Genomic DNA, 25,938 nt, shown 5'->3' with positions numbered 1-25,938 from the left:
TCCGAGTTCAGAACTGCAACGTTGGAGCAAAAAGCTCGATCGTCCGAGTAAAAAGCTCGGTGCTTCGAGCAAAAAGGTCGATCGTCCGAGTTCAGAACTGCAATGGTGGAGTAAAAAAGTCGAATGTTGCAGTTTTAAAGCAGCGCCACAGTGCGAACGGTTTGACGTTCCGGGTTTTGAGCCTGAAGGTTGGAGGTTAAAGTGGGAACACTGAATCTTAAGCCTGTGTAGCTTTGCTGAAATGCCTGCAAAGACTGCCCACCCTACGGGAAGCAAGCTACACCCTAGCCCTCTCCCACCGGGAGAGGGAACCGGAACGATCCGAAAGCCCTTCGCCCTGGGGAGAAGGGTGGGGATGAGGGCAGATTAGTTGCACCTCGCGTAAAACCATGCGCTCATTGATCGTCTCCTCCCATCACTCCCACGCTGAACTCCCTCCATGACAGCCACACCTGCAAGCCTGCAAAAATTTGTTCAATACTGCCAGCAGCATCTTAAAGGCGATGAGAAAGGTGAGTCGCAGAACTTTCTCGATCGCTTCTTTCAGGCGTTTGGGCATGAAGGCGTGAAGGAAGCAGGGGCAACGCTGGAGCAACGGGTAAAAAAGGGCAGCAAAAAGGGCAACACGGGCTTTGCGGATCTGGCATGGCAGCCTCATTTGCTGATTGAGATGAAGAAGCGGGGCGAAGACCTCAACAAGCACTACGCGCAAGCCGTCACCTATTGGATGCAGTTGCAGTGCCCCAGCTATGTGATGCTGTGCAACTTTGATGAGTTCTGGATCTACGACTTTCGCAAGCAGTCTGAAGAGCCGATCGAGAAGATTCCCCTGGAACGATTGCCCGATCGCATGGGTGCGTTCACGTTCATGAATCCAGAGTTGGATCGTGCGCCCGTCTTCAACAACAATCTGGTATCGGTGACGGAGAAGGCGGCGGGACGGATGGGCGAATTGCTGACGATGCTCACTAAGCGATCGCGGGAGGCGATCGATCCCAAAACGGCACAGCGGTTTGTGCTGCAATGCGTGCTGGCAATGTTTGCGGAAGACCGAGATTTATTGCCCAAAGACCTCTTCATTAGCCTGGTGCGCGAGTGTTTAGACCGGACTCGCCAGGGCAAACCCTCGAACACCTACGACATTCTGGGCAACCTGTTTCAGGAGATGAACCGACCCGGCAAAACTCCCGCAGGACGCTATCAGGGGGTGGACTACTTCAACGGTGGCTTGTTTCGAGAGGTGCAGCCGTTGGAGCTAACCGAGAAAGAACTGTCACTGCTGGAAGCCGCTGCATCACAAGACTGGAAAGCGGTGCGTCCGTCCATCTTTGGCAACATCTTTGAGTCGGCGATCGGCAAAAGCAACAGCACCGAACGTCACGCCCACGGCATTCATTTCACCTCAGAAGAAGACATTCTCAAGATCGTCCGTCCCACCATCACGCGCTATTGGGAAGCAAAGATCGCCAATGCCACTATTTTGGCGGAACTTTACGCACTGCAAGCGGAGATCCGCGACTACACAGTGCTTGATCCTGCCTGTGGGTCGGGCAACTTCCTTTACATGGCGTATCTTGAACTCAAACGACTGGAACGCGTCCTGCAAGACAAGATCGATGCCCGTCGCACCTCGGAACGGGGACAGGGACAGATGAGCATTGGCTTTGTCACCCCGCAGCAGTTCTACGGCATGGACACGAATGAATTTGCAGTAGAGTTGGCACGCGTGACGCTGATGATTGCCCGCAAAGTGGCGATCGACCTGTGCGATATTCACGACCAGTCTCCGCTACCGTTAGATACGCTCGATGAAAATATCGTCTGCAAAGATGCACTGTTTACCGAGTGGGTGAAGGCAGACGCGATTATCGGCAATCCACCATTCTTGGGTGGAAAGCATCTGCGGATGAATCTCAGCGATGAGTACATCGATCGTGTCTTTAACCGCTTCCCTGATGTCAAGGACTCGGTTGATTTTTGTGCCTATTGGTTTCGACTGGCGCATGAACAGATTGGCGTAACTAAAGGTAGAGCAGGATTAGTTGGAACCAACTCAATTAGTCAAGGTAAAAGCAGAACTGCTGCACTGGATTACATCACACAGAATCATGGCTACATTCATGATGCAATTTCTACGCAGGTCTGGTCTGGTGGGTCAAAAGAAGATAGAGCAAACGTCCACGTCAGCATTGTCAATTGGAGCCGAGAAGAACCGAAGCAACACTTTCTCGATCAGATAGAAGTTGCACGTATTAGTTCCTCACTTCGAGCCGCTACTGATGTTTCCCAAGCCGTTCGTCTCAAAGTCAATCTCAATCAGTGCTTTCAGGGTGTGATCCCACTCGGCATGGGTTTTTTAGTTGACGAGCAACAGACCATTCAATGGATTAAAGCTGATGCCAAAAATGCAAACGTTCTAAAACTATTTTCAATGGGAGAAAATTTAGCTCAAAACATAAATGGAGAACCTGTGAGATGGGTTATTGATTTCGGCGATATGTCAGTTGAAGATGCGAGTGATTATCGCTTACCGTTTGAGCATCTTAAAAAAACTGTCAAGCCTGAGCGCGACAAAAATCGTCGTGAAACTCGACGAGTCAATTGGTGGAAACATGGAGAAAATGCTCCCAAGATGCGAAAAGCATTAGCCTCAATTGACTACTGTTTTGCGGTGCCCAGAGTCTCTAAATGGGCAGTTTTCATTCCTTTCCCATCTAATTGGTTGGCTGGTGATAAATCAGTAGTTGTTGCTTCAGATGATTTCTACGTTTTCGGTGTCCTCACATCCAACGTCCATCGCACCTGGATGCACGCCCAAAAATCTACTCTTGAAGATCGCACCGCCTACACTCACAACACCTGCTTTGAAACCTTTCCCTTTCCCCAACTAAAAGATCCCCGACATCTTCAAGATGTCGGGGATCTGGGCGATACCGGGAATCTACTAACAACCGCGATCGTCAAGCAAATCCGCGCCACCGCCCAAGACCTCCACGCCTACCGCTCCACCCAAATGGAGAAAAAACAGTGGGGCATCACTAAGCTCTACAACGAATACTTCCACGAACCCACCAGCCAACTCTTCAAGCTCCACGCCAAACTCGATGCCCTTGTCCTACAGGCATACGGCTTCCACTCAGACGATGACCTCCTCGAAAAACTACTGGCGTTAAACTTAGAATTAGCAGAAAAAGAGAAAATGGGAGAGGCGATCGTTGGTCCCTAGGCACCGCAAACACCTTAGATCCCCGACTTCTTTAAAGAAGTCGGGGATCTAGATCACTCATCTAACATCAGCGATCGCACACTTGCTTCTTGAGGCAACAACTGATCTTCCAAAAACATTTGATAGGCATCTGTCGCACCTGTTAGCATCTGCACCCGTGCCAATGTTGGTAACGTGCCCTGCCGCAGCCCTGCATATTCCCGATAACTTGAAAACTCCCACTCACTTGAATGCCTCACCAACCCAGCCTTAACCGGGTTCAAGTGAATGTAGCGCGTCAAATGCACCAAATACATCTCGCAATCGACCTGAATCGAGCAAAAACGTCCCTGAAATAAAGAGCCGACCCGGTTGTAGCGAGCATTCATTCCTTTGGTATACGCCAGAGATAGCGCCTTCATCTGTGCGCTCAAACTACCAGCCTGAAACTGCACCAGTAGATGGTAATGGTTTGGCATCAGGCAGTACGCTAAGATTTCTACCGTCTCAGGTGCCAAATATTGCCGTACTAACCGCAGGAAATGCAGGTAATTTTCACGCTCAAAGAAGATATTTTGGCGGTTATTGCCCCGATTGTATAAATGATAAACATTGCCAGTTTCAAAGGCGATCGTGCGATATGGCATGAGGGAGTTTGAAAGCAGATAAGCTTAGGTTTCCCAAGTTGCTTACAGATCCCCGACTTTTTGAAAAAGTCGGGGATCTGGGCATCCAACCGCTACTGCCCTCGTCCTCCAGGCATACGGCTTCACCCTGGGGAAACATTGCAGAAGCGGAGAACCGTGTACTTAGAGTCATCACTCTGGAAGATGGCGTAACCGTCCATAACGCCTTTTTTGACCGTAATTTCTACAAATGACAGCAGCGAGGTGAAGAACCCCAATGAAAATTCAGTATTTTTCTGAAACCGATACTCTAGCGATCGAGCTAACCACAAAACCAGTTGCATCAACCGATGCCATCACTGATGATTTGCTTCTAGACTATGACAGTGATGGCAAAGTGGTTGCTATTACCTTAGATAACTATTCTCACAACGTAGAGACGATCAATCTACAAGCGTTAGGAGTGCCTCTTTTAGCGGCGTAATCTCCTTAAAGGAAAAGCGGAGAGAGGCGATCGTTGGCTCTTAGTCACCTACTGCAATCTGACACATCATTATGTATGGAGGGCACCATGTCTGAAATGACGCTCGACCCAGAGCAACTCAAAGAAATACTCAAAAGCGCGATCGTTGAACTCCTGCGAGACAACCGCGAAGAATTTTCTGAGCTGCTTGCAGAAGTCATTGAAGATATGGCAATGGAACGGGCGATTATAGAGGGTGAAAATACTGAGCTTGTTAGTCGAGAAGCAATCTTCAAACTTTTGGAGTAGCGATCGTGGAAGTTTAAGTTGGAAAAAGCTTTGAGAAAGATTTATGAAAACTGCGAGACGTTGAGCTACTTGCAAGAATCAAGACAGCCATTGTAGAAGTTGAGACTGCCGAGAATTTGGAAGAATTGAATAACATTAAGAAACTCAAGGCTAAAGGAGATTACTACCGCATTCGAGTTGGTGACTATCGTATTGGTTTAACCGCAAATGAAGAAGTAATTACTTTTGTCAGAGTGTTGCATCGAAAAGAGATTTATCGGTACTTTCCATAGGTTATGCAACTGCTGAAAATTGCTAAAACAGGGGTTGAGAGAGTGATACGGGCTGTGCCCACACTTCGTGAACGAGGAGAGCGCGATACGTGCCTTGCACAGGCTACGCCACCGCAGAAATTAATTCATTCAAGCATTGGGAGCTTCAACTTTTATGGTTATGCAGGCTGAAGAGAAAAAGCATTATACCCCCGAAGAGTACCTGGAACTCGAAGTCAACGCCGAGGAGCGGCATGAATACCTTGATGGAGAAATCATTCTGATGCCTGGTGGACTGCCCAATCACAATCGGATTGCTGGTAATTTCTATGCCGCTCTAAACTTTGCTTTGAAACGGCAACCTTACGATGCGTTTATCACCGATCAACAATTGTGGATTCCTCGCAAACGCATCTACACCTACCCTGATGTCATGATCATTCAAGGCGAACTGCAACTTCAGGAAGGGCGACGAGATACCCTCACCAACCCGCTGATGATTGCCGAAGTGCTCTCAAGCTCAACGGAAGCGTACGATCGTAGCGGCAAGTTCGCAGCCTATCGCACCATTCCATCTTTTCAGGAATACGTCTTAATCGATCAATGTGCCATGCACGTTGAGCAATACTACAAAACTGAACCCCGCAAATGGATTTTTTCTGAGTATGACGGCGCAGAAGCCATCCTCTCGCTCAACTCCGTCGCGTTTGACATCACCCTTGCAGATCTTTACGACAAAGTAGCGTTTGAGGCAGAGTAGCATCGACGAGTGCAAGGCTCAACACGTTGCCCTTAACGCTTGACACTCCAACCACAGAAGATGGAACTTGCAGATCAGACCTTTACAAAGAGAAAGCGGGTTTCTCCAAGAAACCCGCTTTCTGAGTTCGTTATGCTGCCACAGGTGCAGCCATGATGTCCTGACAGTAGGTTTCGTAAACGCCATCCAGAAACTGCCAGAGGGCATCCGCCGCTTTTGCAGCCACTTGCAGCACCTCGGCTTCCTTCTCTAGCGTATCGGCGTAGTGCTCAATCAGCTTCTGTGACGTTGCGGTATGCCACACATCCGCCTGCTGGTGCACTGTGAAAAACTGGTAGTCGTCGGGATTGGTCATGCCGTAGAACTGCTTCAGTCCATCGACCTTGACGGCTGCGATCGCAGGAATCTGAGACTCGTAGGCATACAGCGCGGCTAACCCAGCGTAAAAGGGCGAAGTCAGGCAAAGCTGGCGGAAGGTGTCTACAAGATTAGTGGTGGTTGCCAGCGCCGACGGCTCCGATAGCTCAGCCTCCGTTGCGCCGAGAGCTTCCGCAAAACGCTTCCACAGGGCAGGATGGTTGGTTTCGCCCCGTTCTTCTTCGATCAGGTTTTCGAGAATTGCTTGACGCACGACGATCGCATTCTCCACACGCAGCGTATTAAAATGTACTGCGCTCAAGTAGGTTGGAAACGCCAGCACATTCTGAAAATACTGAATGGCGTAATGCTTCAGGTGCGTGCGGGTGAGCTTTCCTTCTGTCCAGGCAATGTAGAACGGATGGGTCAGGAGGTGTTTGCGATCGACGATCGCCTTTAGTTCTTCGTGTAGTGGCATAGTTTTACCAGGTAAACGACAATCGCTGCGCATAGAGTGCTATCACGGTTTCTCAGATGTCAGTGTACCGTGTTTTTTCTTGAACGGCTTGAATGTTTGACTGGTCAAGCATGACTGAAGCCAAAAAAATAACGCTCCTAGCTTTAAGCTTGAGACGCTAACGGCTAATAAAAACGACGCATAAAAACGATACGCTTTAAGTACAAGTGTTCTATAATTTTGTCAACCTTCAAACAACTGCGTTTGCAGTTATGCTGCCAGTGATGCAATCAGGCAAATCTAAGGTCTAATTGATGTCTGAAAGTTAGTGGTTGTAGAGCTTGTAATTTGCATGTTTGTTCGATCGTCCACGTTACGCTGATACCGCCATGCCCTCTTCGATCGCCCCCGGAACCCTGCTGCAAAACCGCTACTGTCTGATTGGTGCAGCGGGACAAAGTTTGTTTGGTCAAACCTATCTGGCACGCGATCAGAAGCGGCTGAATGAACTCTGCGTCGTGAAGGAATTCACGCCCGCGCAGCAAGACCCGGCGGCTGTAGAGGCGTTGCAGCAGCGCTTTCATCAAGATGTGTCGGGACTGTACGAAGTGCAGCATCCCCAACTGCCTCGTTTACGCATGATGTTTGCCCAGGAGGGGCGACTTTATTGGATACGCGACTATATAGAAGGCAAAAGTTACGGCGTGCTGCTGGACGAGCGCAAAGCTCAGGGGCAAACCTTTTCTGAAGCAGAGGTCATTCAACTTCTGCTTAAAGTGTTGCCCGTGCTGAGCTATCTCCACAATCGTGGGGTTGTGCATCGCAATCTTTCGCTGGATACGCTCATTTTGCGGCAGCAAGATCAACTGCCGATTCTCATCAATTTTGGGCTGGTACAAGAATTAGTAGCGCAGTTGCAGCTACATCCGATCGATGCAACCAGTGTTTTAGGACAGTGGGGCTTTGCACCGCCAGAGCAATTTCAGGGCAAGGCTGAACCCAGCAGCGATCTCTATGCCCTGGCAGTCACTGCGATCGTCCTGCTTACGGGTAAAGGACCGGAATCACTCTACAACAGTCAAACACAGCAGATTGACTGGGAACCGCTTGTCACAGTGCATCCCACCTTCATGCGCCTTCTGCGCCAGATGCTGCAACCGCAGCCCAAAAAACGCCCTGCCTCGGCAGCTCAGGTAGTACAGATTCTGGAGCCGCTTTTAGCGACTGCCGCCGCATTACCAGAGCCTGTTGCTGCGCCTATGCCTGAAGCCGTCACTCAGCCGACTGGTCAGCCATCTGTACCAATTCCTTCACCCCGCAAGCGAGCACGTCCGAAGCGCAGAGGTGACAGCGACCCACGAGCATCTGCGGCAATGGTGGTTGGTCTGTTGATGCTCATCGCAGTGGCAGCGTGGAAATTTTTGCCACGTAAGCCGCCAGCGGCTCAGCCCACTGCGTCACCGACGACTACAGCCGCCAGTCCGATCGCTTCGCCCAAACCATCGCCCAGCGCGATCGCCAGCCCCACAGCGACCTCTTCGGGTGATGCTCAATCCCAAGAAGCCTTGCGCGATCGCCGTCGTCAGCTCAACATTGATTTTCAGTTCTTTACCAATCTGGTGGATGAGGTGTTCTATGCCAAAAATCCGCAACTGCGATCGCGCAAACTTGACGACCCAGAGCAGGCAAAGCTGCGAACCGAATGGAACACGATCGCCAGCAACATGATGGACAAATTGGCAACGCTAAAACCGGAAACGCGCTCGAAGCTGGGACGCTATCGCCGCACGAACTACGAGCAATGGTTGGTGGCTTTGGGCGAAGCAGGTGCCAAGAACAGCCCCCGGTTAGATGCCTTGGCAGACCGTCGCTTCTTTCAACTCTTTCCTGACCAAAAGGGCAAAGCGCTCAATCCGCGTGTCTTTGGGCAAGTCTGGTATGCGATCGCCGATGAGCAATTAACCACTGCCAAAGCTCAACCCCGCCAAGCACCCAGTAACTGATCGAATGGGAATCGCTCCTTGTGACACAGTAGAGATGTTCTACGTCTTCTGCACACTCCAGTCTTATGCATGATGTGCCACATTTTCAGGAAGCGGGGCGTATCAATCCTGTGAGTCCTGACGATCGACTGCCTGAAGCAATTTATAGCAAAGCGCTAGATTTTCTCGTCCTTGCCTGTGTCGATCTGGTTTTCACGCACCGAAACCAGATACTGCTGGCAAAGCGAAACACCGAACCGCGATCGTCCTGGTGGATCGTGGGTGGCAGAATGGTAGCAGGCGAAGAGCCGAAAGCGACCGCACGCCGAAAAGCACAGCAAGAAGCTCAACTAGATGATTTAGACGCGTCGCGCTTTCAGTATCTTGGTGTCTATTCCACCTGTTTCGCTGTTCGCCATCAAGCTCCGCAGCAGCACGGCTCTCACAGCCTGAACATCACATATCAAATTGAACTAACGTCAGAAGAGAAAGAACGGCTCAAGCTGCGATCGGACGAATACGACACCTGGCAGTGGGTCGAGTCAAATAACGTAGCGGTTTTGATCAACGCGCATAACGACATCGATCGAGCCTTGCTCAGCATCCTGAATGACTGGCAATCGATCGGGAACATTAAAGAATAAAATCCTGCTTTTGAGATCCCTGGCTCTAAACCGTTAGCGGTTGCATGAACCGCTCTTCAAAGCGGCATTCAAACGCAGCTTGTTTATCTTTAGTGCAGAGTCCTTTGGCTAAAGTCCAGTAAAATGAGAAGGCAGCACACCAAACAGCAGCGCCTTTAACCTGAATCCATCTAACGTACGCCGTTTTCATTCAAGCTCATGCAAAACTTTTGGAACACAGTCTCTAAGTACCCTATTTTTATTACGGGTGTGGTTTTAGGTGTTTTGCTGAACGCGCTCAAGCCGCTTGCGCCACTCTTTAGGAACCCTGTGACCGCGATCGCTTTAGTCAGCGTCTTTATTGCAGGCTTTGTCTTCATCGGCTTCACCCTCCGCGCCATGTTGGGAGTCGGAGTCGCTTGATTGGTCTGGCTGCTTTAGTGAATAGCGATCGTTCAGTGATCAAAGCGGCAACGTTACATCAAGCAGCGCACACATCAAAAGGTAGGTTTGTTATGGCTACGAGTCGTCGGGTTGAACGCGTTGCTGAGCTGATTAAACGCGAGGTCAGCCAGATGCTGCTATCCGGCATCAAGGACGATCGAGTCGGTTCAGGTATTGTGAGTGTTACCGATGTGCAAGTAGCTGGCGACTTACAGCATGCCAAAGTTTTTGTCAGCATCTACGGCACCAGTGAAGCCAAAGCCGAAACAATGGCAGGTTTGAAGTCAGCCACAGGCTTTGTTCGCAGTGAACTCGGGCAGCGCATTCGACTGCGACGAACACCCGAAGTCATTTTTCTAGAAGACAGTTCTTTAGAACGTGGTGACAAAGTCCTATCGTTGCTCAACCGTCTCAGCCAGGAACGGGAGTCGGCGGAGCAGACGAATGAGGCGGTTGATCAGACAGAAGAGTAGAGGAGGAGGGGCAGGAGGAAGAAAGGGAGGCATGGGGAGAAAGGGAGGCAGGGGGAGAAAGGCTAAAACCTGAACTCAAAACTCAAGCTCTCACGTTTTTCCTCTAACTCTTCACTCAAAACTCCTCACTCAAAACTCCTTACTCAAAACTCCTCACTCAAAACTCTTCACTCTCCCTCTGCTCCCCCGTCCCCTCTGCTCCCCCGTCCTTCCCCCATGACCTCTCTCCTCCCTGACATTGAAGCGCTCTCGCTACAGCAGCAGGTGGCGCAAATGCTTGTGGTGCGAGCGTCGGGCTATCTCTTTGATCACCAGATTCAGTATCCTGTCTGGGAACCTACAGCAGCAATGCTGCGGCATTGGGTGGAGACGTTGGGTGTGGGTGGAGTCATTTTGCTGGGTGGCAGTGCAGGAGAGGTAGCGTTGCGATCGCAGCAGTTACAGGCATGGGCAACGATTCCACTGCTCGTAGCCGCCGATGTAGAAGAAGGCGTAGGACAGCGCTTCTCTGGAGCGACCTGGTTTCCCCCACCAATGGCACTGGCGGCAGTCGCACAAAATTTTCCTGATCGCGCAGAGCGCTATGCCGAACAACTAGGAGACACAACAGCACAGGAAGCACGTGCGATCGGTCTCAACTGGGTGCTGGCTCCGGTCGTGGATGTGAACAACAATCCTGATAATCCCGTGATTAATGTGCGATCGTTTGGCGAAACCCCTGCGATCGTCAGCCAGCTCACAACAGCCTTCCTGCGAGGAGCGCAACGCCATTCTGTCTTGACGAGTGCGAAGCATTTTCCCGGTCATGGTGATACAGCCGTGGATTCCCATTTAGAACTGCCTGTTTTAGCCCATGCGCGCGATCGTCTGGCTCAAATTGAAATTCCGCCGTTTAAGGCTGCGATCGCGGCTGGTGTGGATGCTGTAATGAGTGCTCACCTGCAAATTCCAGCGCTTGATCCGGAGTTTCCGGCAACCTTGTCGCCTCGCATCCTGACGCAGGAGTTGCGGCAAGCATTAGGTTTCGACGGTTTAATCGTCACCGATGCGCTCGTGATGGGAGCCATTGCCAACCGCTATGGTGCAAATGAAGCCGCTGTTTTGGCAGTCGAAGCAGGTGCCGATATTCTGCTAATGCCGCTCGATCCAGACGGTGCCATTCAAGCTCTCTGTGAGGCAGTCGAGATGGGGCGGATCGCCGCCGATCGTATCCAATCATCGGTTGAACGCATTTGGCGAGCCAAGTACAAAGTGTGCGCGTCGGTTCAAGGCGATACGTCTCACACCTGGGAAACGCTGTCCTCAGTTGGTATCGAGACACAAGCACTGACCGCACAGTTGGCACAGCCGCAAGCACAAGCAATGGTGGCTGCGATCGTGCGGAATTCAATGCAGATGCAGTGTCCTGACCACTCGCGGTTGACGCAAGCCCGCTGGTCGTGCGATCGCCGCAATCTGATTATTGTCGATGATCTGTTGGCAGGTGAAGGATTAGGACGGCATACGCCTGCGATCGCCCTGCCCCAAGAGCTTGGCTATGCGCTGCAACTGGTCGATCGACACACGCCACCGATCGCGCTCAACAAAGAGATGTCCACTTGGCAACCCACTCTGCTACAGCTTTTTATTCGCGGCAATCCCTTTCGTGGTAGCGCTGGGCTGACTCAAACCGCGATCGATTGGTTTCACTTCTTAGTGGAGTCTGATCAACTGCTGGCACTGGTGCTTTACGGCAGTCCTTATGTTCTGGATAAATTTTTGCCGACCTTACCAGCCGATGTACCCTATGTCTTTACGTATGGGCAAATGCCATCAGCACAGGCGATCGCGCTAGAGTTTTTGAGTGACGGACTGGGATTGAATGCGCATTGAGAGAAACCGGGTTTCTAGAAATTGCCTGGATTCCCAAACGACATCTCGTGAAGAAACCCGGTTTCTGGGTTACTCAGCGATCACCGCATCCAGCAATGCTCGAAAGGTTTGGGCAAGATCCTGAAGCTGGTAGTGAGCATTTAGCCCACTGGGGTTGGGCAGTACCCATACGATCGCGTCCTGTAGAGCTTCTGATTGCAGTGTTTCTACTTGCCGACCGATCGTCGCTTTTGGTTGCCCGAAGGCAGTACGATAGGCACCAATACCCAACACCGCAAGCACCTGCGGACGATAGCGCTGCACTTTCGCTAAAAGTTGCTGTCCACCCACAAGCAACTCGTCTCTTGAGAGTTGATCGGCTGTGGCTGTCGCGCGATCGACCACGTTAGTAATGCCATACCCCAACCGCAGCAGATCGCGATCCTCGTTTGGCATATACAGCCGCTCTGTAAAGCCAGCAGTCTGTAAAGTCTTCCAAAACCGATTGCCAGGACGAGCAAAATGATGCCCGACAACGGCGCTGTAAAGACTGGGGTTGATGCCACAGAACAACACGCGTAAGTCAGGCGCGATAATATCGGGAACCGTTTTGCCGATCGCCGCTTGGATTTCGGCTTTAGTCGGCTTGTGTAAAGAAGTCATGCAGTCCTTCGTCTAAGCTAATTCGACCGTCTTGCCCTTCACCCCTGACTCCTCTCTCCTCTCTCCTCACTTCCTGCCGCAAAACCCCCAACTCCTACTAAACTTCTTAACAGAGTAATGAGGCAAAGTAACGTTTGTGGGGATGATGGGGAGCATTGCGATCGCGATGATTGCTGTAGCAGTTCTCTTGCTGCTGGCATTAGAGGTGCAGTACCGACAGCGACCGGGAAACAAGCTGGAGCTAACAGCTGGTCACTGGCAGCTTGAGGTCTATGAACCGCAGCGCTACCTATTAGTGGGTGAGTTGGCGTTTCATAACCTCACGCAGCGCTTAGAAGTGATGGTGCCAGAAATCTGGGTAGAGGTAAAGCTGCTCTCTGCCAACAGCCTCAACGGTATTACGACCAGTACACAGGTGATTCCTCGCTACAAAGATGCTGAACCCAGAGCAGACGGCTACTGGGAAGGGCATATTGTGAAACGGGACGTATCCCCGATCGAGATTCAGGTAGAACTCCAGGGGCAAGATTTGGATGCGCTGAGAGTTGCCTGGATTCGTGTGCATTACTTTACCTATGGACCGCAAGGACGACTTCCTAAAGTACGCCATGTGATCGTGCCACTGACCTTTCCTAGCCCAGACGATTCAAAAAATTGGCGACCCGCTAATAACGCGGACGTGCTGCCTATTCGTACCCATTTGCTGACGCATCTAGATAACCCTGTAGCAGTGATCAAGCGCTATGTGCTGCCCCATGCCCAACCAGGCGATGTCGTCACGATCGGGGAAACACCACTGGCAATTATGCAGGGGCGCTTTCGACATCCCAGTGACGTGAAACCAGGCTGGGTGGCGCGGCGGTTATGTTATCTCTTTTTGCCCACATCCAGTCTGGCAACTGCCTGTGGCTTACAAACGTTGATCGATCTGGTTGGTCCTGTGCGAGTGCTGGTAGCCTTTCTGGTGGGCGCGATCGCCAAAGTGTTCGGCAAGCCAGGTGTGTTTTACCAGCTAGCCGGAGAGCAAGCACGTCTGATTGATGATGTCACAGGCACCATTCCGCCCTACGATCAGTTCATTGTCCTGGGACCAGACAATCCCCAGCAGGTGGTTGACCAGATCAAGCGTGAAACGGGGCTTTCGGCTGCCATTGTGGATGTTAACGATTTGAGAGCGGTGAAAGTCTTGGCAGCCTCCTCAGACCTTGCAGTACCGTTTCTCAAGCAGGCGTTAATCAAAAATCCGGCGGGTAATGCCAGCGAACAAACTCCTGTCGTCTTGATTCGACCCGTCAAGGTGCTGGGAGGACAAACGGTAGAGCGTCAATAGACTAGCGATGCAATGAGATCGTCATTCATCGGCTGGGCAATGATTGCAGCCCCTATATGTGAGAAACGTCGGTTTAATCTCTAAACCCTCTAGAATATAGACTGAGCCTTTAAGTTTTGGATGTTGCGCGCGGCTGGTTGCAGCCATACCTACGATGACTCAAGTTCTTCCTCAGACCGCTCAAATCGTGATTCGATCGATCCAGTATCGTGATCTGGAAACAGTCGAGCGTCTCTGTGAGGCAGAAGCTGACCGCGATCGTGCTATCGGCGCAACCGATGTTGAAAAGCCCTCAAAAGCCTTGACATTTCGACCCTGGCGCGGTCTGAAGAAAGCCTTTAGCCTGGTGTGGACACCGTCACAGCAAACGTTTGGTGCTTATCTCGCAGACCAGGACAATCAGCTTCGGGGCATGGTTCGGGTTTCGCCCTTCAACCGCACACGCAGCACCTGGAGGGTCGATCGGGTTGCCGTTGTGCACAACGCTGAACCGATCGCCGAAACACCAACAGATACAGTACCTGAACAATCCAAATTGTCTCCAAAGCTCAGTCTAGCAACCGTCGGTTCGCAGCTACTGCGGCACTGCTTTGAAAAAATCTGGGAAGCGCGTACCTGGCTCTTAGAAGTGGATGTCAACGATACGGCACTGTTGGCGCTCTATCGTCAGAATGGCTTTCAGCCGTTAGCGCAGACAACCTACTGGTTGCTTGCGCCTGAGCAACTGCAGGAGATTGCCGAGCGAGAGCCTGACCTGCCAAATCTGCTGCCCGTTAGTAATGCGGATGCTCAACTGCTGTATCAGCTCGACACCGCAGCCATGCCTCCACTCGTGCGGCAGGTGTTTGATCGTCACGTACTCGACTTTAAAACGAGCTTGTTGGGTTCGCTGATGGGTGGTGTCAAAAATTGGTTTCGCCGTGCTGAGGTGGTCAGTGGCTACGTGTTTGAACCTCAGCGGAAAGCGGCGATCGGCTATTTTCAGATTCGTCTCTGCCGTGATGGGTCACAACCCCACCAGGCACAGTTGACGGTACATCCAGCCTATACCTGGCTCTACCCTGAACTCATGTCCCAAATGGCGCGCATCACTCAAGAATTGCCCCCTCAGACCCTAGAGCTTGCTTCATCCGACTATCAGCCAGAGCGCGAAGAATACCTGGAGCGCATCGGCGCAAGTCGAGTAGCTCACACATTGATGATGTCACGATCGGTCTGGCACAAACTGCGGGAATCCAAGCTGCCAATGGCGCTCGACTCACTCCAGCTCTCGGAAGTGCTACAGGGGTTTAAACCCGCCCGTAAGCCAGTACCGGGGCGCATTTCGCTGCTGCGGCTGTGGAATCAGGCAACGACCGATCCCAAGGCGGACACCACACAGCCACCGAATAACGCGAGTGAAACAGACGACTCCATCAGAACCAACAACCCATTGCTAAATCTACCTGTACCAACCGAATTCTCTGACCCGCCGCAAGAAGGACCTTGCTGTTAAGCGGTGCCTGGGGATGCAAATTTCTGCCCTGGGATTAGACGTTGGGAGTAAGCGGATTGGTGTCGCTGGCTGCGATCGCACCGGGCTGATTGCTGCTGGTCTAACCACGATCGAACGTCAATCCTTCCAGCAAGTGCAAGCCCAACTGCAACAGTTAGTCGTCGAACGTGACGTGCAGATACTGGTTGTGGGCTTACCGTACACCATGAGTGGCGCGATCGGTGCTCAAGCGCGACAGGTGCAAAAATTTGCACGAGCAATGGCAAACGCACTACAGTTACCGCTGGAATATGTCGATGAGCGCTTGACCTCTTTTCAAGCAGAACAGATGCTCCACGCACAGAAGATCTCGCCTTCTCGTAATAAAGGACTCATCGATCGCAAAGCTGCGTCCCTCATTCTGCAACAATGGTTGGATGAGCGCCGCCTCAAGGCAACTTACACCCAAACGTCTCCGCAGCTCGATGTGGCTGACTCCGAAGCCTTGGATTCAACCTCCTTCTGAGTCACGGGGGCAGAGATGTGTAAAACGCCTGTAACATGACCGATTTTAGTGGAGAGTCCGGAATGGATGAAGACGATCTTGAGATGGATGTAGAAACCGTTACCTTGACGGATGATGCCGGACGGACGATTACCTGCACCATTGAACATGCTCTCGAAGTAGAAGGACAAGACTACGTGCTGCTATTGCCAGTAGACTCGCCCGTCGAAATCATCGCATGGCAAGAAGATGGTGACGAAGAGGAAGCCGTACCAGTTGAAGACGATGAAGACATCAATCTTCTCTTTCCAGTCGCCAAAGTGGTTTTGGAGGAGCAGAATCTTGTGCTGAAACGCACCGCTGTCACCTTGACGGTAGAAGGCGATCTTCCTGATTTAACCGAGGAAGATGACCTGGCAGGTTTAGAATCTGAGGGGGAGGGCGAAGAAGAGGAACTGCAATTTCTGGCAAGCTTCTACTACGAAGAGCAAGAATTTGGCATTTACGCGCCGCTTGATCCCTTTTTCATCTTGGCGCGGGTGGATGCTAACAACCAACCGCAACTGCTTTCGCCCGAAGAGTTAGAGAAAATTGAGCCGTTGCTACCAATGATCGAAGACCAGTTGATCGACCAGTTTGAGTAAGTCTGTAGTGTTTAGTTGTTAGTTGTTAGAGTCGTTGGCTATACGTCAGTGTTCACTATATAAACTGAAGAGTCTGAAGCGAAAAGCGGCGGCTTGTTTCCGCTTAGCGGTCTGCTGACAGCGCTCAACAATCTTTAGTTTATGCAAGTGACTCTCCGTTAAATGCCAACAGCTAACAACTAACGACTAAGAGCTAACAACTAATTGTTTGAAGCGATTGAGTCAGCTATAGAGCATGAAAGCAATACACAGCATGACTAAGGGTGCGATCGTTCTGTTGCTGCTACTGGCGGCGATCGGGACGATTGGCTGGCGTGGTTGGGTTTGGTGGACAGCCGCCAGTGCCCCTCCGATCGCCACAGGTACACCCACCAACCCCGTAAAACTCCGTATTCCCGACGGTGCCTCTGCTCAAGAAATTGGCAGAGACCTACAGGCGATCGGCGTGATTCGCTCGTCGGCAGCGTGGGATGCGTGGGCACGCTGGCTCGCGTTAAAAGAGCCACAGGGAGGCTTCAAGGCGGGTGTGTACCAACTCTCGCGCACAGAGCCATTAGCAGCAGTCGCCACCAAAATTTGGGCAGGGGATGTAGTGCGGCTTGGCTATACCATCCCCGAAGGATGGTCACTGCGGCAGATGGCAGCCTACTTCGAGGAGCAAGGGTTCTTTTCGGCGCAGGATTTTTTTGCGGCAGTAGAGCGCTTTCCCACTGCCCAGTACGCCTGGTTGCCAAAGCCTGCTCCCGGTCTGCCAGCTTTAGAAGGGTTTTTGTATCCTGATACCTATGACGTGGCGGGGCTACCAGTTAAACCGGAAGCTATTTTGAAGCAGATGCTCGATCGCTTTGAGCAGGTAGCACTCCCTTTGTATGAACAGAGAAAGCAAGCCCCTTTAAACTTTCCAGAATGGGTCACGCTGGCAAGCATTGTTGAAAAAGAGGCAGTGATTGCCAACGAACGCCCCCGCATTGCAGGTGTTTTTACAAACCGCTTAAAACAGAAGATTCCCCTTGGCGCTGATCCAACGGTTGAATATGGGCTAGGCATCCAGCAAACGCCAGACCAACCTCTTTCTCTGACACAGGTACGAACGCCATCTGCTTATAACACCTACCTCAATACGGGTCTACCGCCTACTCCAATCGCCAGCCCAGGCTTAGCCAGCCTCAAAGCAGCACTCAACCCAGAAAACACTGATTTCCTCTACTTCGTTGCGCGGTACGATGGTACTCACGTTTTCAGCCGCACTCTGGCAGAACACCAGGCAGCACAAGTCATCATTCAAGATAAACGCAAATCTACCAGGCAAAGTTCAGGGGCAAGACCAGCCAGTTCAAAAATCGCAACGTAGCGCCCTATGCGATCGTGCGCTACTCCAAAAACATCCTTTGCGCGTCGAAAGGGCTTCACTGTGCTTTCTTCACGCTTATTCCTTACTCTTTTTGCTTATGTCTTGGGGCGAACTTCTCCAACCTGACTTAATCGTGCACGGACCGGTGCTGAAGCTAACGCCTGACGTGCTGCAACGGCACCGACTCAAAGGGTTAGTCCTTGATGTGGATGAAACACTAGTGCCCATCCGGATGGCGGAGGTTTCAGCAGAATTGCTGCCCTGGGTTAACGAGCTTCGTCAGGTTGCCAACCTGTGGCTTGTTAGTAACAACATCAGCGAAGGTCGCATTCAGCGCATTGCCAAGACGCTAGACTTGCCTTACATCGCAGGGGCAGGCAAACCGTCTCGTCGGAAGCTAAGACGGGCGGTTGAAGCAATGGCGTTGCCTGTCGAGCAAGTGGCAATGGTCGGCGATCGGCTGTTCACCGATGTTCTAGCAGGCAATCGATTGGGCATGTTCACGATTCTTGTAGAGCCGATGGTCAACCCAAACGAAGCGGTTAGACGGTCTCCGCTGCATTCCTTTGAGGTCTGGCTTTCGCAAGCGCTTGGAGCGTCACTGATCCCCGGCAAGTAAGTGCCCAGGTTGACCGTAAACCTGCTTTGCGTTAGCAAGGAGAAATCTAAAAAAAAGCTTAAGCTAGTCAGGGATCAACGAAAACCGCTGCTAAATTGATGAATATAGTAGTGGAGTCAGCTTACATAAAGACTCTAACGATGAATGCGCGTGAATATTTGTGCAAGGCGCTAGATCCTGTTTACAGCAGTTCTGGCGCTTTGCCATTTTAAAGCGATGATTGTTTGAACTCAAACCGCTCGCGATCGCCACTCGAAGCAATGTCCCAAACCCTCGTAGTCAAAATTGGTACGTCTAGCCTGACTCAGCCAGAAACAGGGCGTTTGGCACTGGCAACGATCGCCAGTCTCGTTGAGGTCCTTAGCCATCTGCGGCTACAAGGGCATCGGGTTGTCTTGGTTTCATCCGGCGCAGTGGGCGTTGGCTGTGCCCGTTTGGGCATGACAGAGCGACCACGTGCGATCGCTCTCAAGCAAGCAGTCGCAGCCGTTGGGCAGGGACGACTCATCCGCATCTACGATGATTTTTTTAGCTCCTTGCAGCAGCCGATCGCTCAGGTATTACTCACTCGCAGCGATCTGGTGCAGCGCAACAGCTATCTCAATATCGAGCGTACCTTTCAGCAATTGCTACAGCTCGAAGTGATCCCCATCGTCAATGAAAACGATACGGTCGCGGTTGATGAACTGAAGTTTGGCGACAACGATACCCTCTCAGCGCTGGTTGCCAACCTTGTTCGAGCAGACTGGCTGTTTTTACTCACCGATGTCGATCGCCTCTACTCAGCCGATCCGCGCAGTGATCCCGACGCACAACCGATCATTCGCGTCAGTCAAATGGATCAACTGAAGGATCTACAGATCAAGATGGGGGATCACGGCTCTCGTTGGGGTACAGGCGGGATGATCACAAAAATTGCGGCGGCACAAATTGCCACGGGTGCTGGCGTTCGTACAGTCATTACGGACGGTCGCTACCCCAGAAACCTGGAAAAGATTTTGCAAGGCGAGGCGATCGGTACCCAGTTTGAACCTCAACCTCGCCCTGCCAGCGCGCGCAAACGCTGGATCGCCCACGGCTTAGTGCCCGCAGGTACGCTCTACCTGGACGATGGCGCTGTCAACGCGATCCGCAGCGCTGGTCGATCGCTTCTTGCAGCCGGAATCGTGCAGGTGGACGGTGAATTTCAGAGCCAGGAGGCAGTGCGACTGTGCGATCGCTCCGGTCAGGAAATCGCCAGAGGCATCATCAACTACCGCAGCAGCGAACTACACCAGATTAAGGGACAGCAATCCGATGCGATCGCAACGATCCTTGGCTATCCCGGTGCTGAAACCGTTGTACACAGAGACAATCTTGTGCTGAGCTAGTTATTGGCTATCAGAGTGGCAGATTTAGCGTCAGAATCGGCTCGGCGATCATCGCTTCATTCTTTATCCTTCACCGTTCATCCCCAACAACTCCAACTGTTTACAGGCTTGATCATCAGCGCTAAACCGTTTGCCTACAAACATATACACGATTCCGAGCACCCCGAAATTGATCCCTGCTGAACTGAAGTCGTTATTGCTACCGTTCTACTCCAACCATCACATCAAACCTCTATGACACCATTTAGAAATCCAGTTATTTCGACAGCTTTGGGTTGTCTTGTTGGCGGTGTTATTGCCAGTCCGTCACTAGCCGCCCCGGTACTAATGGCACAGCAACCAGATTGCAACAAGGCTCAAACGCAGTCAGCTATGAACATTTGTGCTGGACTGAGTTACGAAGAAGCCGATCGCGCCTTGAATCGTGCCTATCAAGCGCTGGTGCCTAAGCTCTCTGCGACACGTCGCCAAAAGCTAACCGATGCCCAATTGCGCTGGATCAAATTTCGTGATGCCGAATGCGATTTTTATGGCAGTGAAGCGGAAGGCGGCTCAATGCAGCCCATGCTCGTCTCCGGCTGTAAAGATCAGATCACACAACGACGGACTGCTGACCTAAACACTTATTTAACAGGGAAAAGTCCGATCGGCGGGAGCAACTACCAGTCTGCCGATCGACGGCTCAATCAGTTTTACCAGCAACTTCTACAACGGCTCGAACCCGATCGCAAACAGAAGCTAGAAACTGCCGAACTCGCCTGGATTGCCTTTCGGGATGCAACCTGTAGTTTTGAGTCGAGCGGTGGCGGCAATGCGGCTCGTAACCAGTGCTTAACACGCCTCACAAACCAGCGCAATCAGCAGTTGCAGGGTTATTTGGCAATCGATCGTTAAAGGTGTTGCAAGTGATTGGTCGTTAGTTATTGGTATTGCCGCTGCGTTGCTGGTGTGTGCAGAGCTGATTGCGACGATCGCTCAATGTTCTGGGAGAATGAGAAAGGATTGGCAGGGATCTCAACACAAACCATGCCTGACTTCATTTAAAACTCCTGTAGCTGAACACTGACTGCTGACAGCTAACTGCCCATTTCATTGGAAGAACCGAGAATGCTCGAACCATCATTGCCAGAAAACCTGAGAAGCCAGGTTGTGACACAGGGCGTGCAACGATCGCCCAACCGTGCCATGCTACGAGCCGTTGGCTTTAGCGATCAAGACTTTACGAAGCCGATCGTGGGCATTGCCAGCGGACACAGCACGATTACCCCTTGCAACATGGGTATTGAACCTCTGGCAAAACGTGCAGAAGCGGGCATTCGCAACGCGGGTGGGATGCCGCAAACCTTTGGCACTATTACCGTGAGCGACGGTATTTCGATGGGCACTGAGGGCATGAAATACTCGCTGGTGTCGCGGGAAGTGATTGCCGATGCGATCGAAACCGCGTGTAGCGCCCAAAGTATGGATGGTGTGCTGGCGATCGGTGGCTGCGACAAAAATATGCCCGGTGCAATGCTGGCAATGGCACGGATGAATATTCCCGCGATCTTTGTCTATGGCGGCACCATTAAGCCGGGACACCTCCACGGTACTGATCTCACCGTTGTCAGTTCCTTTGAGGCAGTCGGTCAGCATAGCGCAGGCAAAATTGCCGATGCAGAACTGCTGGCAGTCGAACGCAACGCCTGTCCGGGTGCGGGTTCCTGCGGCGGCATGTTTACTGCCAACACGATGTCGTCTGCGTTTGAAGCGATGGGCATGAGCCTGATGTATTCATCCACAATGGCAGCCGAAGATGCCGAAAAAGCCGATAGTGCTGAGAAGTCCGCGATCGCGCTGCTGGATGCCATTCGTCACCAACGCCTGCCGCGTCACATCATCACCCGCCAGTCCATTGAGAATGCGATCGCGGTGATTATGGCGATCGGTGGTTCGACGAATGCGGTGCTGCACTTTTTGGCGATCGCCCATGCCGCCAACGTGCCACTCACCCTCGACGATTTTGAGACCATTCGCGGTCGTGTCCCTGTTCTTTGCGACCTCAAGCCCTCTGGTCGCTACGTTGCCACCGATTTGCACAAAGCAGGCGGTATCCCGCAGGTGATGAAGATGCTGCTGGCACACGGCTTGCTTCACGGCGACTGCCTGACGATTACTGGGCAGACCGTTGCTGAGTTGCTGAAAGACATTCCTGCCGATCCCCGCCCCGATCAGGATGTGATTCGTCCCTGGGATCAGCCTGTCTACGCGCAGGGGCATCTGGCAATTTTGCGCGGCAACCTGGCAAGCGAAGGAGCCGTCGCTAAGATCACGGGAGTCAAAAATCCCCAAATTACCGGACCTGCTCGTGTATTTGAGTCTGAAGAAGCGTGTTTAGACGCAATCCTCGCAAGCAAAATCAGTGCAGGTGATATTCTCGTCATCCGCTACGAAGGACCTAAAGGCGGACCCGGAATGCGTGAAATGCTGGCACCAACCTCTGCCATCATCGGCGCTGGACTGGGCGATTCGGTCGGTCTCATTACAGACGGTCGCTTCTCTGGTGGTACCTACGGCATGGTGGTCGGTCATGTGGCACCTGAGGCATATGTGGGCGGCACGATCGCTCTCGTTCAGGAAGGCGACTCGATCACGATCGACGCTCATGCCCGTCTGCTACAACTCAACGTTTCTGATACTGAACTCGATCGTCGTCGTGCCCTGTGGCAGCCACCCAAACCACGCTACACGGCTGGAGTGCTGGCAAAATACGCCAAGCTCGTCTCCTCCAGCAGCGTTGGTGCAGTGACTGATTTAGATCTGTGAAAGAGACAGATCCCCGACTTCTTTGTTCAGCCCTGATTGCTTGACTAAACCTGATTCAGAAGTCGGGGATCTAGCCACTGACAGGTAATACCTTACTGTCGTCACCATACGGCTTTGCTTGGTTCTCAGATTGGTTCTCAGAGACGTTCTCAGAAACAGCGTCAACTCTTGACTGATCGCTGCTAGCTGTCAGCGCCTGCCCGAACAGTGCAGAACCACCTCTCTCCGAGGACAGCCCCAACATCTGTGTCAAAATGAAGTCACCCAACATGCGAGAGTTTAAAATTCGTGATTGAGGTAGAAGTTCACCAGCAACTCCGAGCGTTCTTGAGAGAGCAAGGGAAACCCTATTGGTCTCATCATTTGACGATGGCACGGTTGGTGGCACGTGCCTTGCGCTTGGGGCGCGGCGCGCTGATGCAAACCGACGCACTCTCTCGTTATCACGGACGTTACAGGCTCAGCTATCTGGTTCCAGTCCTGATGTGGCAAGGACCTGTCATCGTGGTTGCCACAGAAGCAGTACAACAGCGGCTGCTCATGGTGGAAATCCCCCAGTTGCGAACCTGCATTCAAACGTCAAAAGCCATTCGCACGGGCGATCGCTTTCCCAATCCAGCGTTTCAAGGGTTGTTGCTGACTACGCCAGAAGCCTGGCTAAGCGATCGGTTTAATCACCACGATCGTTTTCCAGCAGGCATCCCAACGATTATCGATGGTGTGGACGACTTGGAAGCGTGGGCATTCGCTCAACTCACCACGCACATCCAGCCAAGCAACTGGGACGAGCTGATGCTTGCCTGCCCCAACCATGCTGAGGCAATTCGCGATGCCCGCGTTCAGCTCACAAAGTCGATCTTTCAACGTCCAGCTAATCCTTATGAGTGCTGCCTACTAGAGCTGTTTGAACAAAAGGTGCTGGCAGCGCTCTTGCAAAACTTGCAGCGGTCTGATCCCGCGTCAGAACCTGTTTTGCTGCCTACCGTTTGGAGCCGATTTGAGGCTGCCTTTCAGCTTGATAGCCAGCTCCTCTGGGCAGACATCTCGCGCCGCCAGGGACAGTTCTCCCTGCATTGTGGTCCCGTTACAGTGGCATCAGCGTTAGCCCCACTCTGGTCGCAGCAGTCTGTCATTCTCATTGGTGGTGCGCTAGATATTGATGCTGAAGCCACGGTTTATCGTCAACGGCTGGGGCTAGAGGACTTAACGTGTCTGAAGTTTACGCCTGATCGCCAGGACGAAATCATCCAGCTTTACTTGCCTGAGCGCCTGCCGATGCCCAACACGCCAGAGTTTCAGTGGGCACTTATTCGAGAAATGCACTCCCTACTGAGAGTTAGTTCAGGGATGCAGGGGTTGACTGTTCTGCTAGTAGACGACACGCCGCTCAAAGCGCAAGTAGGATCGGTACTGGCATCAGAATTTGGCTCAAGGGTGCAGGTTGAACGTACTTGCTTAGACGAGAACGGCGTTCTCGTAACGGGTTGGGCGTTTTGGAAACAGCACCAAAGCGTTTTACCTACACCTCATCTGCTTGCGATCGCAACCTTGCCCATTCCGTCGCTCGAAAATCCTCTCGTTGCTGGACGCGTCGCCTACCACAAGCAACTGCGGCAAGACTGGTTTCGCCTTTATCTCCTTCCAGCGGCGCTGGCAGAACTACAGCGAGCGATCGCGCCAGTGCGAGATCATCAGGGTGTTGTGGCGCTGCTCGATAGTCGCGTGGTTCATCGAAACTATGGGCAGCAAGTCCTTGCGGCGCTTCATCCTGTGGCACGTCTCAATTATCTTGATCCCAACTTATTTTCCCAACCTGATTATTCAGTATTAGACTAAGGTATTAAGCGTATCCACCAAAGACGGGTGCATTCACTGAGATTAAGCAGCCAGTTCTATTTATCAGTACAGCTATGGGTGAATCAAAGCGGCGAAAAGAAACTCTGGGAGAGAAGTACGGTCAAGAATCTAACATCCTCCCGTGGTTACCAGTGAGTAAGACTCAGGCGAGCCAGTTTGTCAAGCTCTCCACAAGAGGCGCATGGATAGGCATTGGGGCGCTTGTGGCTGTGTGGGTTACCATTCGTCTCATCGGTCCGGCATTTGGCTGGTGGCACGTGGATTAATGTATGACAGCAGCTTCCAGCAATAATTTGTTACTTTGATCCTAAGCTCTGGGAACTTTTTGTTTTTAGCTGAGTCTATGCATATTTAGGGCAAACTGCTTGAAGGCTAAAAGAGAGTGTAAGAGGCGACTGTCTTTCTAGATACTTTCTTCCCCCGTAATCTGGCTAACCTTGAGTGTAATTAGTTAAAGTCAACGCAGAGCCAGACAAGTGCTGTACTCAATAAAATTGAAAGCGACTTTTATAAACGTCCATCTTGTAAAAATGAAATTCTTAAGAAAGTATTAAAACGGTATAAGATTTAAGTGTGGTGATTGGAGGGCAATCGTGTTCTTAAGACTTGCAGAGCAACACCGTCAGTTCGTTCAAGATCTCGTCATGAATCTCCAGGCGCTTGCAATCGTGCTAGAGCGACAAGGTTACCTTGCGTCCTGCTACACCTGTGGCGGGCAGATGAATAGCGCATCGTTTATGGTCAGTCTGGCAGACAACCACCTCATCCGATTCCTGGTTTCTGACTATGGCATCACTTGGACTGAGATGCGAGACGATCGAGAACTGATGAAGTTAGAAGGTGCAGAAGCGATTAGTCAACTTCAGGAACTGGCAAACCTGGTGAAGCACAAAATCAAGCCATCTGAGTACAGACCTGCGGTGATTTCAGAGAGTTTTCATTAGCGTTTAAGGCTTAGCAGAAGATATGCCAGGTGTCTGACAGGACGTTTCTGGCAAAACTGAGCTAGTCTGAGTGCCAGTGCTCGTGTATGGCTGATTTCGACACAGATGAGCGTGAATGAGTAGACATATCTAGCTTGATTCAGCATTTTAGCTAGTCCAAGTGAGCAAGATTCGACGAGCTAAGCCATTTGAGGGAGTGAAGGGATTATCCTTTCACTCCCTTCTTGTATCGGTTGATTCACTCCCCGGTGATTTGCAAGTGTCTTTGAGACCATACAGCGTAATAGTGCTTGAACGTGTCTTGACGACTAACCAGTTAGATAGACAGCGCGCACCCAAAGAATTTAGTAACAATCGCTTTACAAAAGATGTTAACTTCGCTATCTTATTTGTACGGGTTCGTTAAGAACTCAATACATTCATACACCAAGCACTCATAACTACCATGACTACGACTTTACAGAGACGCGAGAGCGTCAACGTATGGGATCAGTTTTGCAACTGGGTTACCAGCACCGACAACCGCCTGTACGTAGGTTGGTTCGGTGTCTTGATGGTACCCACCCTGCTGGCTG

At 51.6% G+C, this 25,938-nt stretch carries 27 protein-coding genes and 1 pseudogene; 25 read left to right on the top strand and 3 right to left on the bottom strand.

Translation table 11 applies throughout. The features are described 5' to 3' along the window. Positions 1-214, top strand: a 214-nt coding sequence (locus AC5JO6_RS13790) for a hypothetical protein (RefSeq protein WP_496081638.1), incomplete at its 5' end; no start/stop codon positions are given. A gap of 225 nt (positions 215-439) precedes the next feature. After that, on the top strand, positions 440-3,226 hold the full coding sequence (locus AC5JO6_RS13785; RefSeq protein WP_496081637.1) for a class I SAM-dependent DNA methyltransferase: 2,787 nt from the start codon (positions 440-442) through the stop codon (positions 3,224-3,226). 53 nt (positions 3,227-3,279) lie between these two features. Here AC5JO6_RS13785 and AC5JO6_RS13780 read toward each other — a convergent pair whose 3' ends face one another. Beyond that, the gene (locus AC5JO6_RS13780; RefSeq protein WP_496081636.1) at positions 3,280-3,852 is read right to left on the bottom strand and encodes an REP-associated tyrosine transposase; all 573 of its coding nucleotides are present in this window, start codon (positions 3,850-3,852) and stop codon (positions 3,280-3,282) included. A gap of 38 nt (positions 3,853-3,890) precedes the next feature. On the opposite strand from AC5JO6_RS13780, the gene AC5JO6_RS13775 reads away from it, so the two are divergent. The 5 genes from AC5JO6_RS13775 to AC5JO6_RS13755 all read left to right on the top strand — a co-directional run bounded on the left by AC5JO6_RS13775 (position 3,891) and on the right by AC5JO6_RS13755 (position 5,614). Further along, positions 3,891-4,085: a hypothetical protein gene (locus AC5JO6_RS13775; RefSeq protein ID WP_496081674.1), complete on the top strand. Its 195-nt coding sequence runs from the start codon at positions 3,891-3,893 to the stop codon at positions 4,083-4,085. Positions 4,086-4,108: 23 nt separating this feature from the next. Then, a complete protein-coding gene (locus AC5JO6_RS13770) occupies positions 4,109-4,315 on the top strand; it encodes a DUF2283 domain-containing protein (protein WP_496081635.1) in 207 nt (68 codons plus the stop codon). Positions 4,316-4,402: 87 nt separating this feature from the next. Beyond that, positions 4,403-4,603, top strand: a complete 201-nt coding sequence (locus AC5JO6_RS13765; RefSeq protein ID WP_496081634.1) for a hypothetical protein — start codon at positions 4,403-4,405, stop codon at positions 4,601-4,603. Between the two features lie 50 nt (positions 4,604-4,653). Next, positions 4,654-4,875, top strand: a complete 222-nt coding sequence (locus tag AC5JO6_RS13760; RefSeq protein WP_496081671.1) for a type II toxin-antitoxin system RelE family toxin — start codon at positions 4,654-4,656, stop codon at positions 4,873-4,875. A 154-nt stretch (positions 4,876-5,029) separates the two neighbouring features. Beyond that, the gene (locus tag AC5JO6_RS13755) at positions 5,030-5,614 is read left to right on the top strand and encodes a Uma2 family endonuclease (RefSeq protein ID WP_496081633.1); all 585 of its coding nucleotides are present in this window, start codon (positions 5,030-5,032) and stop codon (positions 5,612-5,614) included. Positions 5,615-5,744: 130 nt separating this feature from the next. On the opposite strand, the gene AC5JO6_RS13750 is transcribed toward AC5JO6_RS13755, so the two are convergent. Then, positions 5,745-6,449 carry a CADD family putative folate metabolism protein gene (locus AC5JO6_RS13750; protein ID WP_496081632.1) on the bottom strand — a complete coding sequence of 235 codons (705 nt, stop codon included), beginning with the start codon at positions 6,447-6,449 and terminating at the stop codon, positions 5,745-5,747. A 368-nt stretch (positions 6,450-6,817) separates the two neighbouring features. Here AC5JO6_RS13750 and AC5JO6_RS13745 point away from each other — a divergent pair, with 368 nt between their 5' ends. The 5 genes from AC5JO6_RS13745 to AC5JO6_RS13725 all read left to right on the top strand — a co-directional run bounded on the left by AC5JO6_RS13745 (position 6,818) and on the right by AC5JO6_RS13725 (position 11,822). After that, complete coding sequence (locus AC5JO6_RS13745) at positions 6,818-8,431, top strand: protein kinase domain-containing protein (RefSeq protein ID WP_496081631.1); 1,614 nt, start codon at positions 6,818-6,820, stop codon at positions 8,429-8,431. Positions 8,432-8,496: 65 nt separating this feature from the next. Beyond that, positions 8,497-9,054 carry an NUDIX domain-containing protein gene (locus AC5JO6_RS13740; RefSeq protein ID WP_496081630.1) on the top strand — a complete coding sequence of 186 codons (558 nt, stop codon included), beginning with the start codon at positions 8,497-8,499 and terminating at the stop codon, positions 9,052-9,054. 198 nt (positions 9,055-9,252) lie between these two features. Continuing rightward, positions 9,253-9,456, top strand: a complete 204-nt coding sequence (locus AC5JO6_RS13735) for a DUF751 family protein (protein ID WP_496081629.1) — start codon at positions 9,253-9,255, stop codon at positions 9,454-9,456. A gap of 92 nt (positions 9,457-9,548) precedes the next feature. Beyond that, entirely contained in the window at positions 9,549-9,950 is a 402-nt protein-coding gene (gene rbfA, locus AC5JO6_RS13730) for a 30S ribosome-binding factor RbfA (protein ID WP_496081628.1), read from the top strand. A 216-nt stretch (positions 9,951-10,166) separates the two neighbouring features. After that, positions 10,167-11,822, top strand: coding sequence for a glycoside hydrolase family 3 protein (locus tag AC5JO6_RS13725; RefSeq protein ID WP_496081627.1), 1,656 nt, complete (start codon positions 10,167-10,169; stop codon positions 11,820-11,822). 69 nt (positions 11,823-11,891) lie between these two features. Here the strand turns inward: AC5JO6_RS13725 and mug are convergent, their stop codons facing one another. Beyond that, positions 11,892-12,464, bottom strand: a complete 573-nt coding sequence (gene mug, locus AC5JO6_RS13720; RefSeq protein WP_496081626.1) for a G/U mismatch-specific DNA glycosylase — start codon at positions 12,462-12,464, stop codon at positions 11,892-11,894. A gap of 142 nt (positions 12,465-12,606) precedes the next feature. On the opposite strand from mug, the gene AC5JO6_RS13715 reads away from it, so the two are divergent. The 13 genes and pseudogenes from AC5JO6_RS13715 to AC5JO6_RS13655 all read left to right on the top strand — a co-directional run. Then, positions 12,607-13,794 carry a F420-0:Gamma-glutamyl ligase gene (locus tag AC5JO6_RS13715; RefSeq protein WP_496081625.1) on the top strand — a complete coding sequence of 396 codons (1,188 nt, stop codon included), beginning with the start codon at positions 12,607-12,609 and terminating at the stop codon, positions 13,792-13,794. 154 nt (positions 13,795-13,948) lie between these two features. Then, on the top strand, positions 13,949-15,289 hold the full coding sequence (locus AC5JO6_RS13710) for an N-acetyltransferase (protein ID WP_496081624.1): 1,341 nt from the start codon (positions 13,949-13,951) through the stop codon (positions 15,287-15,289). 7 nt (positions 15,290-15,296) lie between these two features. Then, positions 15,297-15,794, top strand: coding sequence for a Holliday junction resolvase RuvX (ruvX, locus tag AC5JO6_RS13705; RefSeq protein ID WP_496081670.1), 498 nt, complete (start codon positions 15,297-15,299; stop codon positions 15,792-15,794). A 62-nt stretch (positions 15,795-15,856) separates the two neighbouring features. After that, positions 15,857-16,417 (top strand): DUF3727 domain-containing protein, encoded by a 561-nt coding sequence (locus tag AC5JO6_RS13700; protein WP_496081623.1) that lies wholly within the window; start codon positions 15,857-15,859, stop codon positions 16,415-16,417. 253 nt (positions 16,418-16,670) lie between these two features. Then, on the top strand, positions 16,671-17,768 hold the full coding sequence (mltG, locus tag AC5JO6_RS13695; RefSeq protein ID WP_496081622.1) for an endolytic transglycosylase MltG: 1,098 nt from the start codon (positions 16,671-16,673) through the stop codon (positions 17,766-17,768). 97 nt (positions 17,769-17,865) lie between these two features. Continuing rightward, positions 17,866-18,387 carry a YqeG family HAD IIIA-type phosphatase gene (locus AC5JO6_RS13690; protein WP_496081621.1) on the top strand — a complete coding sequence of 174 codons (522 nt, stop codon included), beginning with the start codon at positions 17,866-17,868 and terminating at the stop codon, positions 18,385-18,387. A 260-nt stretch (positions 18,388-18,647) separates the two neighbouring features. Further along, positions 18,648-19,757 carry a glutamate 5-kinase gene (proB, locus tag AC5JO6_RS13685; protein ID WP_496081669.1) on the top strand — a complete coding sequence of 370 codons (1,110 nt, stop codon included), beginning with the start codon at positions 18,648-18,650 and terminating at the stop codon, positions 19,755-19,757. A gap of 234 nt (positions 19,758-19,991) precedes the next feature. Then, positions 19,992-20,651, top strand: a complete 660-nt coding sequence (locus AC5JO6_RS13680) for a lysozyme inhibitor LprI family protein (protein WP_496081620.1) — start codon at positions 19,992-19,994, stop codon at positions 20,649-20,651. A 228-nt stretch (positions 20,652-20,879) separates the two neighbouring features. Further along, positions 20,880-22,562, top strand: a complete 1,683-nt coding sequence (ilvD, locus tag AC5JO6_RS13675) for a dihydroxy-acid dehydratase (protein ID WP_496081668.1) — start codon at positions 20,880-20,882, stop codon at positions 22,560-22,562. Between the two features lie 288 nt (positions 22,563-22,850). Continuing rightward, positions 22,851-24,398 carry an ATP-dependent DNA helicase gene (locus tag AC5JO6_RS13670; RefSeq protein WP_496081619.1) on the top strand — a complete coding sequence of 516 codons (1,548 nt, stop codon included), beginning with the start codon at positions 22,851-22,853 and terminating at the stop codon, positions 24,396-24,398. A gap of 74 nt (positions 24,399-24,472) precedes the next feature. After that, entirely contained in the window at positions 24,473-24,685 is a 213-nt protein-coding gene (locus AC5JO6_RS13665; RefSeq protein ID WP_496081618.1) for a DUF2839 domain-containing protein, read from the top strand. 327 nt (positions 24,686-25,012) lie between these two features. Beyond that, the gene (locus AC5JO6_RS13660) at positions 25,013-25,363 is read left to right on the top strand and encodes a DUF1815 family protein (protein ID WP_496081617.1); all 351 of its coding nucleotides are present in this window, start codon (positions 25,013-25,015) and stop codon (positions 25,361-25,363) included. 445 nt (positions 25,364-25,808) lie between these two features. Continuing rightward, a pseudogene (locus tag AC5JO6_RS13655) lies at positions 25,809-25,938 on the top strand (photosystem II q(b) protein); the annotation flags it as partial.

This window comes from Tildeniella sp., from assembly GCF_059505325.1.
Note: the sequence above shows the minus strand (reverse complement) of the source record. Positions and strands in the feature narration are given on the sequence as shown.